The sequence below is a fragment of the Cytobacillus sp. S13-E01 genome (assembly GCF_029193815.1).
Lineage (GTDB): Bacteria > Bacillota > Bacilli > Bacillales > Bacillaceae_L > Bacillus_BV.
On record NZ_JARFVC010000013.1, the window covers coordinates 23,917 to 38,657 of the forward strand.

The following is a 14,741-nucleotide window of genomic DNA, read 5'->3' on the forward strand; positions in this document are numbered from 1 at the left end:
CCATGATTGGCACAGGACATGCGCGCTTCTAGTGCCTTTTCACAAGCTCATAAACAGTATGGTATAATACAATTCTTCTATTTAATTCTCAATAATTATCAAATAAAATAGAATGATAGATTTATAAAAACCATACAAAAACGTTTTGGTGTTGATAAAAGCAGGTGAACACATGATGAAGAACCATAGTGCGACATATCGTTGTCCGATAACTTTGACCAATAAAGCAAAGGATAAGTTTCGGGAGCTCGGGTTGGATGAGCGACTTTTGTTATTGGAGAAATCGTTTCACGTTTATATAGAAAAGTATCCACAGGAGGCAGATCGCATTCTTTCGGTTGCATTGATATTTGACAATAAGGCGAATGTACGAATGGCAGATAAGTGCAATGGGTTTGTGGTTGTTCTGCATTGTGTAGTAGAGCAGGATCGGTTTATTGCGACGAATGTGACGACAAGAGCGGGGAAATCATCATTGCAGTCTAATTGGCGCCGCCCTGTAGAAATTACGTTTGATTTGAACGCTCAGCGTAGTGAGCCTGTCCCGCTTGAATTGCTGGCCTTGATTCAAAACATGCCGGTTGCGCAGGAAAGTTCAATGTATGTGAAAAAGCGTATTGCGAGTTGGGAAGGCTACTTGAAAATCCAGGAGCGGTCTGCGGATATTCCTGATATGACATCTCGCTACATGAGGCTTATATACAATGATGATTTCAGCCGAGTAACGATTACGGGTTGCCTGCTGAATGAAAAGGAATGGAAGTCACTCAAGGGTTTGAGCGTCAAGCTCAAGGGAATTGACCAGGATATCGGTAAGGTTCTAAAAGCGAATCGTTCTGCTTCCACGGTTGAAGTGGAATTATCTAGATTTATGGAGGAACAGGCCCGCAGGCAGCGGCTTGACATACATCCAAAAGAAGTCGTATTTAGTAATTTTGCAACTTTAAGCCAGGTGAAAAGATTGCGGCAAGGCTTTAAGCAATTAGAAAATGGCCAGGCTGCAAATCGGGAGCTTGAACGCCTTTTATTTGAAAACAAGCCACCAGTCAAAGCAGTGAAAAAGCGAGCAACGCTGCAATTTCACAATCGATTGAACGAGTTCCAGCAAGAAGCGGTCATAGGCGCTATGTCTGCTGAAGACTTATACGTCATTCAAGGGCCACCTGGAACAGGAAAAACTACGGTTATTTCAGAAATTTGCCTGCAAAATGCGAAGGCTGGGCTGCGTACTTTGGTTGCTTCGCAGTCAAATTTAGCGGTCGACAATGCCCTTGGTCGATTGCTAGCTAATAAAGACATCCGGATTCTTCGAGTCGGACGCACGGAAAGTATTGAAGAAGAAGGCAAAAAGTTCATTGAAGAAAATGTTGGGCAATATTGGAAAGACCATACGTTACAGGATGTTTCTGCCCAATTTGAAGCTCGGAAACAACGAGAAATCGAAATAGAAGCGGAATGGGTGGAAAATGAACAGGAACAAGAGCGACTCCAGCAAGTGCTTGCACGAGTGGAGGCTGATCTTAAAGCGAAAAAGAAAGCAGAACAGCAGTTTAACGAACTTCAGTCTACCATCGATAAGTATAAAAAGAACGTGCACGGTGCAAAACAGGAGCAGCAATTAGTACAGCGACATTTCCAGGAAACCTGGCAGTCACTACGTCAGTTGAATGACATCATTGAAAAAGACGAAACGTTTCTAGCTGGTGAGCCTGACAGTGACGTGATTCAAAAAGAGTGGGATGCTACCCAGCAAGAGATTCTGCGACTGCAAAATAGCGTTGCCTTTCAGGAGCTTGATAACGAGATTAATGAAAAAAAGCAAACCATGGAGCAATTTTATGCAGAATGTAAAAAATCGGCTGAGGTAACGAAGCAAATAGATGCCTTAACGATAAGAATAACAGCTGCAAAAAAAATGGACAACTTAAAATGGATCATTCTGGAACAAAATATGAAACGATCTTTACGAGTTCAGCAGTTAATCGAAGAGCTCGATGAACTCCGCGGAGAAAAAAGCCAGTTGATTAAATTGAAAGAATATAACGACAAATTAAACCGGGCTATTTTCTTTGTTGAACAGCTTTTGGAGCGACAGAACATGTCAGCAGGCCAGCTGCAGCAGCGAATGAAAAATGTGACTTCCGTTTCTACTACCGCTGTGGAAATTGATCAGTTTTTAGACAAACTAAGAAGTGAATTAAAAGGCAAACCAATAATCTATCCGCAGACACTTCTAACATTTCTTGAAGGATTATATGGTAGGAGACACTTCGTATGGAAAAAGGCGGAACGGTTAAAGCCGTATAATGTGTATATAAAAATGGCGCAAGAAGCAATTCAGCTATTGAAGCAAGAACTTACCCGGCAGTTTCAGAACATGCAGCATAAAAACAATTTGGTGCACCAAAAGTTGCAGCGCTCAATGGACGAGGAAAGCACCAAGCTTACTTTTCTACAAAACAAGCATAAGCAAATGATGGCATCCGCAGAAATCATTCCAAACGTAAAAGAAATGCTTACTCAAAAAGAAGCAAAAGCGCTTGAACTGCAGAATATGAAAGATCAATATGAGCAAGCTACGCTTCAGGTTGAAATGAATCGTCAGAAAAGAGCAAAAGAAGCACTTCAGCTACAAGAAGCAAAACAGAACCGAACACAAATCGAATCCCGCCTCGAACAACTGTACAGTATGCTCGAAGAAAAGGAAGTAGAATTGGCAGCTTTACATGAAATCATGTCTACAGAACCGCAAGTGGAACACGAAAGGGTATTACGTAAATTAGCAAGTATTTCTTTTACACGAGAGTCATTAAAACAGGAAAAGCAGAAACTTCCGTTATTCCAGTCCATCCAGGGGATGTGGCTTTCCTTGCTAGAAGAAGCAAATGATCATGACCTAAATGAAATCAGAAAGCTTTATGTAAAGCATTCAAATGTAATTGGAACAACGTGTGTGGCATCCGCACGCAAAGATTTTATCGAAAATTTCCCTGTTTTTGATGTTGTCATCATTGATGAAGTATCAAAAGCAACCCCGCCAGAGCTGCTTTTACCGATGCTAAAAGGGAAAAAAATCATTTTAGTTGGCGATCATCACCAGCTGCCACCTCTTTTAGGAAACGATACACTAGAAGAAACGCTACAGGAAATGGCGGAAGAAAGTGAAAACTTTGAAGGTAAAGCTGAATTGAAACAGCTGTTAAATGAGTCCCTGTTTGAACGGTTGTTTAAAAACCTGCCGAAAACGAATAAAACGATGCTTGCCATCCAATATCGGATGCATGAAAACATTATGGCAACCATTACCCAGTTTTATGAGCAAGAAAACGAACGACTCCAATGTGGCTTGACCGACTCTGATTTGGAACGGGATCACATGCTTGTATCACCGCTCATACAGCGGAACAATCATCTACTATGGCTGGATATGCCCAACGAGCCTGCGTTTTTCGAAGAAAGAATGAAAGGCGGGAAAAGCCTGTATAACCCGGCTGAATTGAAGAGGATCGGTGCATTGCTGAAGGAATTGGATGAAGCGGCGGCACAGGCGAAGCAAGCTGGAAGAATGGAAGTCGATGAGAAAAAAAGCATTGGCGTAATTAGTTTTTACGGTGAACAAGTGAAAAGGATCGACCGCATGATTCATCAGGAGCTTCGCTTGCCCCACTTAACGATTCGCACTGGGACAGTCGACAAGTTTCAAGGCATGGAAATGGATGTGATTCTGCTAAGTATGGTGCGTAATCACGATAATACTCAGGATGACATCGGCTTTGCCAAAGATTACCGCAGGCTAAATGTCGCCTTGTCGAGAGCAAAAGAGCTACTTGTGTTGATCGGCAGTATAAAGATGTTTACTGAGCGGACGAAACATAGGGATACTAGACATATGTATACGTACGTATTAAATGCCGCGAAAAAACAACATGGACTGCGAACGCTTGAAGAGGTGGGCTTGTATGAATAAATTAAAAAATCATTTACGCTTGATCTTACTTGAAAATCCAGCTATCCAAATCAAGAAGTCAGCTATGTGGCATTTGCCGGTGATGACATATGATGTGGCATTTCAGCGGGTAAAGCGGTCTAAAATGGACATTCTCATGAAAATGATGCTGCTCACTTTTGAGCAGGTCGAAATCCGGCGAGCAGCCAATTTGTCCGAACTGTTGCTGGTAGAAGAGCTTTTCATTGCAGATTTACTAAAAAAAATGCAGCGAATGGGCTTGATTCGACTGGAAAAAGTAAGCTACAAGCTAACATCGAAAGGGCATGAGCAGCTAAAGACAGGAATCATTGTAGAGGAATTGGAAGAAGAGTCGACAGTGCTTTCATACAGCCCAGTTCATGATAAGTTTTGGCCAGAGATGACCGAATCTTTGCCTAAAACCAACGAAGAATTGCCGCTTTTTCGATATGCAAATAATCAGGACCTTATCAATGCGGACCGAATTTTGCAAGTTCTCGCCGAGAGAGAAAACGGGTTGGAGGAAAACGGCTTCCAAACAGTAGTGGCGGTTGTATTTAGCTTCGACCAACAGAAGGTTGAACAAGTTCCATGCCTAGAATTTCAAATCTACAATAAAGAACAGGACATTTTCTACGCGCGCGTCTGGAATACATGGCACGGGCGCTGGGATGATACGCTCGAAAAACAAATAGAAGAGAAGGAACGGCTGGAATGGCGAGAAAATGGATGACAGTATGGGATTAGGAGGGGACAAGTTTCATCTCCCATCCCATCCCATCCCATTGTTTTCTTGTAACCAGGGTAAATGCAGGAGCTCAAACCCTGTCTAATCTCCTTTGTATTTATCTATCTCGACCGTGAAATAGCAATGTCTTCGCTTTGGGTGAAGCTTGATGAGAGGATTGAGCCAGTTAGTAAGGTAAATGTATAGATAGTAGAAGAAGCTTACGAAGCGTAAGTCTCTTTTTTTGATAAAATAAGTAAGCATAAAAGCTTGTACCTAGTTTTAGTGTCTAGCTCCGCGCGCCCTGCGCTTTTCTTAGCATGAAAGGGGACGGAGTAATACTACCTCTTCATTGTTTAATACAAAATATATTATTGATTGAATAATATTAAATGTCGAATTATGTAGACAAAAGAATGAGTATATTGTACTCTTATTAGGAGTTTATGTAAAATTCATACTATTCTTTAATCAGCTAGATATTATACACCTTTGAAAACTTGTGAGAAATAAAGGTGGGATTACTATGTTAGAAACAATAATAGAAATATTAGCTTGGATCGTAGGGATAATGTTACTTTTTTGTGTCCCTAAATCAAAAAGACGAGAAGCATTTATAAGTATACTAGTTATGCAAGTATTTACATGGCCACTTGGGTTTATTGTAACTGAATTGAAACTCGTAAGTTATCCTATTCGATTCTTTGAGTACGCTACTTCTTCTAGTTTTACATTTGAGTATTTTATCTTTCCTGTAATAAGCGCTTTATTCAATATATATTATCCAAAGGAACGTTCATTTCTGCAAGTGCTTACATATACGAGTGTTATCGTTTCATTATTAACAATAGGTGAAGTAATCTTAGAGTTATATACTGATAACATTCAGTACTTAAACTGGGATTGGTATTGGAGTTGGCTAAGTATGTTTGTGCTATTGCATCTATCCAATAGAACTTATAATAGACTTATAGCTTAGAATCGAAGTAGGGCTTTATTTACAGCCAGAAATTTTAAAATTTGTCATTTATTCAGAAATAGAGCGGTTATGTGGAATAAGGGAAGGGGTTTTCTGAATACAAATAGAATAATAAAGTTAGCGAAAATGTATTGAAGGAGATTTTTAATGCTTATAAAATTGATACCAATGAATGAAGAAACATTTAACCAATATTATAATTACTCACTGAAAGAGTATGCAAATGAACATGTTAAAGCGGGCAATTGGAAAGAAGATGATGCAAAACAAAAGGCACGAGAACAATTCGAGCAATTACTGCCGGACGGTTTAGCAACTAAAGAACATGTTCTTTTCTCTGTTCTACACGATGAAAAACCAATAGGGATTCTTTGGTTGCATATCCAGTCAAGTAATGAGGAAAAGCAAGCCTTTATTTATGATATAGAGCTTTATGATAGTGAACGTGGAAAGGGGCTTGGATCTGCAACGATGGCAGCTCTTGACGAGTATGCAAAGTCTGAAAGTATCAAACAAATACGCTTGCATGTTTTCGCACATAATCAACGAGCCATAGCACTTTATGAAAAGATGGGCTATGAAATGACAGATCATCAAATGTTGAAACGACTGTCATAAACCCGTAGAAATCCCATCACACTGGGACTTCTACTTTTAATTTGGTCACTACAACCTTTTTCCGACAATTTCGTGTTTTCTTTTCAATGGGTCTTGTACCTTAAGAAAGTTGTAGTGCTTTCAAGTTCTCATAGGTTAAGTTAATGTAGTCAACGTTTGGTTCAAATTATTGATTTCCTTATTTTATTGAATGTATTTTCTCCCCCTTTTAAATCTGGAAGAGTCCAAAGAGTGCAAGGAATTTTAAAATTAAAGAATATTTCCAAGACTTGTACAAAGATTAAGACGGCAACAATTCGAGTGATTTTTTCAGGAATGTTACTATAAAATCTTCTTGAATGATCCTTCCTAAAAATACCCCTTGACTATTGTATAAATTTTACAATAAGAAACCAAGATATAATGGTAACTAATTTTAAGGGGTGGGCATTTATGGCAGAGAACAATGATATGAATACTTCAAATGAACAAGAAGTTAAACGTGAGCCGTTGACCACACGCCAAGGTCATCCTGTGACGGATAACCAAAACATTCGTACAATTGGCGGTCGTGGTCCAGCGACACTTGAGAATTATCATTTCATTGAAAAGATTTCCCATTTTGATCGGGAAGAGGTACCAGAGCGTGTGGTACACGCACGAGGATCAGGAGCATTTGGATATTTTGAAACATACGGAAAAGTTGGAGATGAACCAGTAGAAAAGTATACTCGCGCAAAAGTTTTTTCCGGTGCTGGGAAGCAAACTCCATTAATGGTGCGTTTCTCTACAGTGGCTGGGGCAAAGGATTCACCAGAAACAGCACGAGACCCACGCGGCTTTGCGGTAAAAATGTATACGGAAGATGGCAACTGGGATCTAGTTGGGAACAACCTGAAGATTTTCTTTATCCGCGATGCGATGAAGTTCCCTGATATGATTCACGCGTTTAAAGCAGACCCAGCTTCAAACGTGCCAAATCCGGAGCGGATGTTTGACTTCGTTTCATGTACCCCTGAGGCAACTCATATGATTACATTCCTCTTTTCTCCATGGGGGATTCCTGCTACATACCGCCATATGCAGGGTTCCGGTGTAAATACATATAAATGGGTAAATGACAAAGGCGAGGCTGTACTGGTGAAGTATCACTTGGAGCCAAAACAAGGAATTCGTAATTTAACACAAGAAGAGGCAGACGCTATTCAAGCAAAGAACGTCGGGCATGCGACACAGGACTTATATGAAGCGATTGAACGTGGAGATTATCCAGAATGGGAGCTCTTTGTACAGATTATGGAGGATGATTACCATCCAGAACTTGATTTTGATCCGCTCGATGATACGAAACTTTGGCCGGAGGATAAGTTTCCATGGCTGCCAGTAGGTCGTATGGTCCTTGATCGCAATCCGGTTGATTTTCATGCTGAGATTGAGCAAGCTGCCTTTGGTACAGGGGTTCTTGTTGATGGAATGGACTTCTCAGATGATAAAATGCTGCAAGGTCGTACATTCTCATACTCCGATACACAGCGATACCGTGTAGGTGCGAACTATCTGAAAATACCAGTGAACGCTCCAAAATCACCTGTTCGCACAAATCAGGAGCGCGGTCAAATGGATATTCGTGACCAGAAAGAGTTTGGAGATAATCCACATATAAACTATGAACCATCAATGCTCGGTGGCTTACAGGAAGCAAGTGCAAAGGGGCGTGCACCACACCAACCAGTGTATAATGCGGCAGCTATGAGCGCACCAATTGATCGCCCGAACAACTACGGTCAAGCAGGCCACACATACCGTAGCTTTGAAGATTGGGAGCGCGATGAATTAATTAAAAACCTATCCGACGCACTTTCGGTATGTGATAAACGTATTCAAGATGCCATGCTTGAGCATTTCACTAAAGCCGATGATGATTATGGTCGCCGTGTGAAAGAAGGAATCGAAAAGAAAATGCAGGAACTACAAAAAATGGAGAAAGAAAGCAAAGTTCCAGGCCGTGAAGCAGGTCAATCGAAATTTGGTCAAGGTTCACTAGCTGCGAACGAAGCAACAAATGATGCTGTGGAGAAAAGCCACGAAGCTAATCCATATTAATTATGAAGAAAGCGGAAGGCTGCCCTAGAAAGTCAGTGAAAACAAAATGGCAGCCTTTTTATAATGTCCTTTCCTTAATTGAATTCTAAATATACATAGGGGAAAAATTTACAATTGTTTTTGCATTTTTATCAAGGAATCTCTTTAGTACGTTAAAACATGCCTTTCTCATTAAGGCAATCCTCTGGTATTGGTTGACCAACATCCCACAATTCAACTATTTTGCTGTCTTGGAAACGAAAGATATGTACAACCGCCCCTCCAAGATCTTCTGGACTCTGCTTCACATGGGAGTGAACGGCAACTGTATCTCCTTCTTCAATAACCAGTTTAACCTCAAGTATTTTGTTAGGGCTTTCGGCTGCATTTTCTTCCATTGCAATCAACAACGAACCATCCTAAGTACAGACTTTTATAAATATCCTAAAATTCAGAGAACCCTCTATATTACAAAGAGGGTTCACTGTTCTCATTTAAAATAACCCTAACAGCAGATCCCAAAATCCTTTTTCTTTTACGGGTTCTTCTTGCTCCATTTCTTGTTCTTCTTTTTGGATGCTTTCTGTCTTTATAACGAATTGTACGGAGTAGACTTTTTCATTTTTAGAGGAAACAAACGAAACTGGTTTAAAATCAGATTTATCATATTCCTGGATCATCTGATTGATTTCCTCTTGCATTTGATCTGGTAAGTCTTTGGTTTCTTGATATAATTCATCCGTTCCGTTGTGGAGTTTGCCAACTCCATTTGCTAATTCGCCTGTTCCATTTGACAGTTCAGTAATTCCTGTATGCAGCTTGTTATATGAAGCAGATAATTGGCTTACTCCTTCTGTATAGTCAACTAATCCAGTATGAAACTCTCCGTAATTTGTGGCCAATGTTGCCAAGCCATTCTGTAATTCTCCTAGCGCACTAACATCCATCTCTTCAAGAGAAGCCGAAAGATCATTTGCGATAGAAGTCAGTGTTCCGCTCATCTCCTTCAAAGCTCCACTAGCTTGGTTCAAGGATGGTTCAACTGCATCAAAGGCTTTTTTTGCAACGGAATATGTTCCTTTCACTTTTTGTGCAGCTGAATAAAATGCAACCAATCTATCAAGCACATCAGAATCAGCACCACTCGTATACAAGCCAGCTATCTCTTCCTCGGTAAGCTGCCCAGCAGGAATTCCTTCGATGGCGTCATCTAATGCAAGATATGCTTGAGAGTAGCTCTCCTGTAGAGTTGATAACCCATTTGCCGTTTCCGTAAGGCCATTCGCTAACTGTGAAAGACCAGCAGGCAATTCAGACAGTTTAGTCAAGTCCATGTCATCGGAATTAGTAGTAAGGGAAGTACTAATTGTCTTAAGTGCATCTCCAATGGAATTTGATGCTGCAACAATTTCAGAGGATGCACCATCTATTTCGTTTATTCCGTCTCTAAATTGACTAGAACCATCTCGTAGTGTGGCTACTCCATTGTTTAATTGAGTAACGCCGTCTTTTAAGTCAGCAACACCGTTATTTACATCTCTGATTGCATTTGATAATGTCGTCAGGTCATCTGTCATATTACCCATTTCAGATGTATCAATCGGAAGAGTTGACGGTACCGCTGCTATTTCCATTCCTTGAAATTCAAAATCCTCAACATCTGCCTCTACACTAAACTTTTCCTCGTTCCCAGGCATAACTGTAAACGTAATTTGCTTATTTTTCCCTGCGTTTGCAACCATTCCACCTAAAGCTTCAAGGTTGCGATACTTATTCGATAGCATAAGAGAAATTTGTAATAAGTAGTTTTCATAAAATACTACACCAACATCTTTATTAGCTGTCGTATGGATGTTGATTTCGACATGACCAGTTTTTCCCGCAAGCTCCGATGGATCAACTTCACGTCCATCCAATGAATATGAAATCGTAATATCCCAAGGTAATTCAGAATCGTCTTTCATATCTCCTTGATAATAAAATTTTCCTTCTGGAGCGTCGATCCGAACTGTCTGACCCTCTGACTTAAGTTCCGATAAATCAGTCAAATTTTTAACGCTGCTATATTCTCCATAATCGAGAATCTCTCCGGCCTGTGCCACATCTAACGTATTCACGACGTAGATTTCACCTAGGTCTCCGTTAGCCTTTAAAGTTGCGTACACCACTTCATCCTTTGAAGTGAGTTTCCCATCTATTTTTTCAGCTTTCACATATTCTGTCGTATTAGCACTCACAAGAAATGAAGGGAGGAGTACTATAAAAGCCATCACAACTAGAAGTAATTGTTTTTTTCTCATCATCATTTCTCCTCATAAAAATTTGCTTTATAGGTTGTTTTTTTAATAAGTTTATCGCATACCAAAAGCATCGCCGGCAATAAAAGAACGACCATCACAAAAGCAAGTAAAGCCCCTCTGCCTAACAGTATACCAATGGAAGATACAATCGGATTAGAAGACGTTATCCATAAAATAAACCCTACACTCGATAAAATCGCTGCAGATATTGAAATGGAGAACGTTTTTTCGTCTAATGTTTTCACTATTGCTTTTACAGCAGTCATTTCTTTACGATGGTGATTATAAGCCTCTGTAAGTAAAATGGCATAATCTACCGTTGCTGCAAGCTGTACAGTACTGATGATTAAATATCCTACAAAGACTAAAGAGATATTTGTAAAATATGGAATTGATAAATTAATCCAGACGGCTGATTGAATCGTTATGAGTAAGACAATCGGAATTGAAACGGATTTAAAGGTTACAAGTAGCACAATTGCAATCGTAACAAGCGTTAAAGCGTTAACGACTATATTGTCCTTTGTTACGATATTTTTAATATCATTCAATGTAACACTTTCTCCTAAGCTAAGTGCCTTATCACCATAATATTTCCCAGCAGTTTCCTGTACCGTTTGTACAATTGAAAAGGGAACATCTCCTTCTGTTCCTTTGTTCGTATTAATAACAATACGGCTATAGTTCTCTGAGTAAAATTCATTCGTAACCGATTCATCTAAAAATTCAGGTGGAATCACCGAACCCACCATATTCACATAAGCGATAACACTTGTAACATGATCCAGCTCTTGCAACTCTTGGACGAGCTCCGTCTCTTTTACTACAGTACCTTTAGGTACTAAGAGAACAATGGGCGTGGTTTCACCAAACGCCTCTTTTACCGCTAAAAAGTCACTACCAGCACGTGACGTTTCCGGTTGTTCTCCAAGACCATATGTAAATGTTGTATTACTTTGTGCCAAATAAGACGGAATGAGAATAGCAAAAACAATAAGTAAGCTCGGAATTTTTAATTTTAGCATAAACTTTCCGATGCCCGTGAAGCTCGGAACAAAGCTTTTATGCTGTGTTTTATCCATCCATTTATAAAAACATAAGGTTAACGCTGGTAAAAATACCATCACACTGATAAAACTTATGACAATTCCTTTCACTAAATTCACTCCAAGATCAGAGCCAATTTCAAAATTCATAAATGTAAGGGCAATAAATCCAAAAAAGGTCGTTGCTGCACTTGCGGTAATTGCTGGAAAAGACTTTTTCATTGCAAGCACCATGGCTTCCTCCGGATTATTTGTCGTTTTCCGATAATCAGCAAAACTATGAAGCAGAAAAACGGCATAATCGAGTGATACTGCCAGCTGTAATATCGGAGCAACCGACTGGGTTACGAAGGAGACCTCCCCGATAAAGATGTTTGTCCCTAAGTTAATCAGTACAGAAACGCCGATGGCCGTTAGGAAAAACAGTGGTTCTACCCACGAATTAGTAGAGATGACAAGAATAAAAATAATGATCGGAACTAACAATATGGCTGCATAAAAAGCCTCCGTTCCGGCCATTTTCTGTGAAGTTGCTGTGTTGATTGCTTCACCTGCAATTGCACCATTTTCTCCAATCAATTCATAAATGGCATCGGTTATTTCAACCTCATCACCAGAGCGAACACCGATTGAAAACAGCGCATTGCGATCCTTGTAGTAGGTTTCTACCGTATCTTCATCTGCCATTTCTAATGGGGTCTGCAAATCAACCACATCATCTAACCAAAGCACATCGGAAATACCGTCAATGGCTGACAATTTTTCTTTATACGTGAGTGCTTCCTGCAAGGATACATCTGTTACCATAACTCTTGTATCTGGAACAGAAGCTGTAAATTCACTTTCCATGATTTCTAACGCTAGTGTCGATTGAACATCATCTGGCAAATAATCTACCATATTGTAATTGACCGACACAAAAAATTGGGCCACCGCTGAGATTACCGTAAACAAAACAAAAGCAACTACAACGGATTTTTTATGTGCTAGGATACGGGCTGCAATACTTATTATTTTTCATCCTCTCTTGAGTCTTTCGCATTTTCACTTTATTATTATATAGACACCGTGTTGGTTATTCAACAAACAGTTACGTTCCATACGTTTAGTTCACAACAGAAAGCTACTTTCTGTTGGTTTACTAATTTAATTTTTAAAATAAGGAAGGAAAGGACGTTGATTTTGAGTTCTAAATTGGACAGACGCAAAAAATATACTCAGATGGTTTTAAAGACTAGTCTCATGAAATTATTAAAGGAAAAGCAAATTTCTAGTATTACCATAAAAGAAATTTGTGAACGTGCGGACATCAATCGATCTACATTTTATTCCCATTATTCTAATCAGTACGACCTGCTTTATTCAGTTGAAGAAGAGTTTATTGAGGATATGGTAGCGACTCTTAGTCAATACAATTTTTCAAAAGAAGAAGAGGCATTGCAAATGACAGTCAAAATCTTAGAGTATATAGCAGAAAAAAGTGACATTTGCCGAACTCTCCTAAGCGAGAATAGCGATATCCACTTTCAAAAAAGAGGTATGATGATCACGAAACAATTCATATTCAAAAATTGGATAACTGACAGCAAGCTTGACCAAGAAACATTTGAGTACATAAGCCTTTTTGTCGTAAGTGGAAGTATTCATGTCATTAAAAATTGGTTAGAAAATGGGATGAATAAAACTCCCAAGGAAATGGCCGAAATTATCAACAACTTCACAAACAAAGGATTATCAGACATACGTTAGTGCCATGTGACACAAATTCCTCATCCTACTAGCTATACTTATAGTGCCCGACCCACAGTATACTAAAGCGATACAACGCTTGGGGATCAAGGACAAGGGTCCACTAATAACTCATTTTAGTTAAATAGACTTACTCTAATAGAATTGGTAAAATTAAGTCGATAATTGAATTTAATATCAAGGATAAGGTGTGAGTATGAAGATGTTTCTAACTTTTTTTCATATATAGAAACAAACCATTTTAATGTTGATAGCCTAGATAATAATGCTGGGATATTGGGCAAGAAATATAATGGAATATCAGGAAGCTGATATTGATATTATACTTTTTGAATGACTGTAATAATTGTAGCAAGAGTACTTAGGGAAAATGTTTTTGAACTAACTTCTCTTGTAGGGCAAGCTATTTTGATCTTTAACTAAAGTTAAAGCATTGCTTGATAATGCTTACAATGCGGTGGAAATGATCGTAAAGGAAGGAAGTGCAACGATGGATTTCGAAATGGTTATGCAGGAACTAGAAGCGCTAGGTAGTGAACGAATCAAAAAGACGTACATAAGCAATGGTGCAAACGAGCCGCTTTTTGGCGTGGCTACAGGCAAAATGAAGCCAATCGCAAAGAAAATTAAGATAAATCAGACGTTGGCCGAGCAGTTGTACGCGACCGGGAACTTCGATGCCATGTATTTTGCTGGCATCATTGCGGACCCAATGACAATGAATGAGGCGGATTTTGAGCGTTGGATGGATGCGGCGTATTTTTATATGCTGTCAGATTATGTGGTTGCCGTAACTTTGGCAGAAACCAAATTTGCGCAAAATGTTTCCGATAAATGGATTGCAAGCGGTGAAGAACTTAGAATGTCGGCAGGCTGGAGCTGTTACTGTTGGCTGTTGGGGAATCGTAAAGACGGTGAATTTGATCCAAGTAAGATTGCTAGTATGCTTAATCAGGTGGAAAATACGATTCACGATTCTCCTGAACGAACGAAATCCGCTATGAATAATTTTATCTACACAGTCGCGATTTCATATTTACCGCTCCATGATAAGGCAGTTGAAACCGCTAAGGCTGTTGGCCCAGTTGAAATCAAGCGGGGCAAGAAAAAAAGCAGCATTCTACTTGCTTCCCAAAATATTCAGAAGGAAATTGATAGAGGGGTGCTTGGTTTCAAACGTAAAAATGTACGGTGTTAGCATAGTTTGTAGATATAAATACACTAATGGGAATGGGTACGAGAACTCGATACACCAATCGAAGGTTGCAGACAAATAAGGACTTGAAAATACTAA

9 protein-coding genes and 1 pseudogene are annotated in these 14,741 nt (G+C 39.5%); 7 read left to right on the plus strand and 3 right to left on the minus strand.

Annotation, left to right across the window (positions count from 1 at the left end; translation table 11 throughout):
* Positions 1 to 175 precede the first annotated feature (175 nt).
* From PY093_RS10310 to PY093_RS10330, 5 genes are all read left to right on the plus strand, one after another.
* Complete coding sequence (locus PY093_RS10310; protein WP_481769293.1) at positions 176 to 3,967, plus strand: DEAD/DEAH box helicase; 3,792 nt, start codon at positions 176 to 178, stop codon at positions 3,965 to 3,967.
* Positions 3,960 to 4,700: a hypothetical protein gene (locus tag PY093_RS10315; RefSeq protein WP_275645813.1), complete on the plus strand. Its 741-nt coding sequence runs from the start codon at positions 3,960 to 3,962 to the stop codon at positions 4,698 to 4,700. Before PY093_RS10310 ends, PY093_RS10315 begins: the two co-directional genes overlap by 8 nt.
* A 520-nt stretch (positions 4,701 to 5,220) precedes the next feature.
* Positions 5,221 to 5,673 (plus strand): CBO0543 family protein, encoded by a 453-nt coding sequence (locus PY093_RS10320; protein WP_275645814.1) that lies wholly within the window; start codon positions 5,221 to 5,223, stop codon positions 5,671 to 5,673.
* Positions 5,674 to 5,820: 147 nt separating this feature from the next.
* A complete protein-coding gene (locus PY093_RS10325) occupies positions 5,821 to 6,291 on the plus strand; it encodes a GNAT family N-acetyltransferase (RefSeq protein ID WP_275645815.1) in 471 nt (156 codons plus the stop codon).
* 432 nt (positions 6,292 to 6,723) lie between these two features.
* Positions 6,724 to 8,373, plus strand: a complete 1,650-nt coding sequence (locus PY093_RS10330) for a catalase (RefSeq protein WP_275645816.1) — start codon at positions 6,724 to 6,726, stop codon at positions 8,371 to 8,373.
* Positions 8,374 to 8,525: 152 nt separating this feature from the next.
* Here PY093_RS10330 and PY093_RS10335 read toward each other — a convergent pair.
* From PY093_RS10335 to PY093_RS10345, 3 genes and pseudogenes are all read right to left on the minus strand, one after another.
* Positions 8,526 to 8,765 (minus strand): annotated as a pseudogene (locus tag PY093_RS10335) (nuclear transport factor 2 family protein); the annotation flags it as partial.
* An 81-nt stretch (positions 8,766 to 8,846) separates the two neighbouring features.
* Positions 8,847 to 10,652, minus strand: a complete 1,806-nt coding sequence (locus tag PY093_RS10340) for a YhgE/Pip domain-containing protein (protein ID WP_345774239.1) — start codon at positions 10,650 to 10,652, stop codon at positions 8,847 to 8,849.
* 2 nt (positions 10,653 to 10,654) lie between these two features.
* Positions 10,655 to 12,712 carry an efflux RND transporter permease subunit gene (locus PY093_RS10345; protein WP_275645860.1) on the minus strand — a complete coding sequence of 686 codons (2,058 nt, stop codon included), beginning with the start codon at positions 12,710 to 12,712 and terminating at the stop codon, positions 10,655 to 10,657.
* A 168-nt stretch (positions 12,713 to 12,880) separates the two neighbouring features.
* Here PY093_RS10345 and PY093_RS10350 point away from each other — a divergent pair, with 168 nt between their 5' ends.
* Positions 12,881 to 13,447 carry a TetR/AcrR family transcriptional regulator gene (locus PY093_RS10350; protein ID WP_275645818.1) on the plus strand — a complete coding sequence of 189 codons (567 nt, stop codon included), beginning with the start codon at positions 12,881 to 12,883 and terminating at the stop codon, positions 13,445 to 13,447.
* A gap of 490 nt (positions 13,448 to 13,937) precedes the next feature.
* Positions 13,938 to 14,645 carry a DNA alkylation repair protein gene (locus PY093_RS10355; RefSeq protein ID WP_275645819.1) on the plus strand — a complete coding sequence of 236 codons (708 nt, stop codon included), beginning with the start codon at positions 13,938 to 13,940 and terminating at the stop codon, positions 14,643 to 14,645.
* The last annotated feature ends 96 nt before the right edge of the window (positions 14,646 to 14,741 follow it).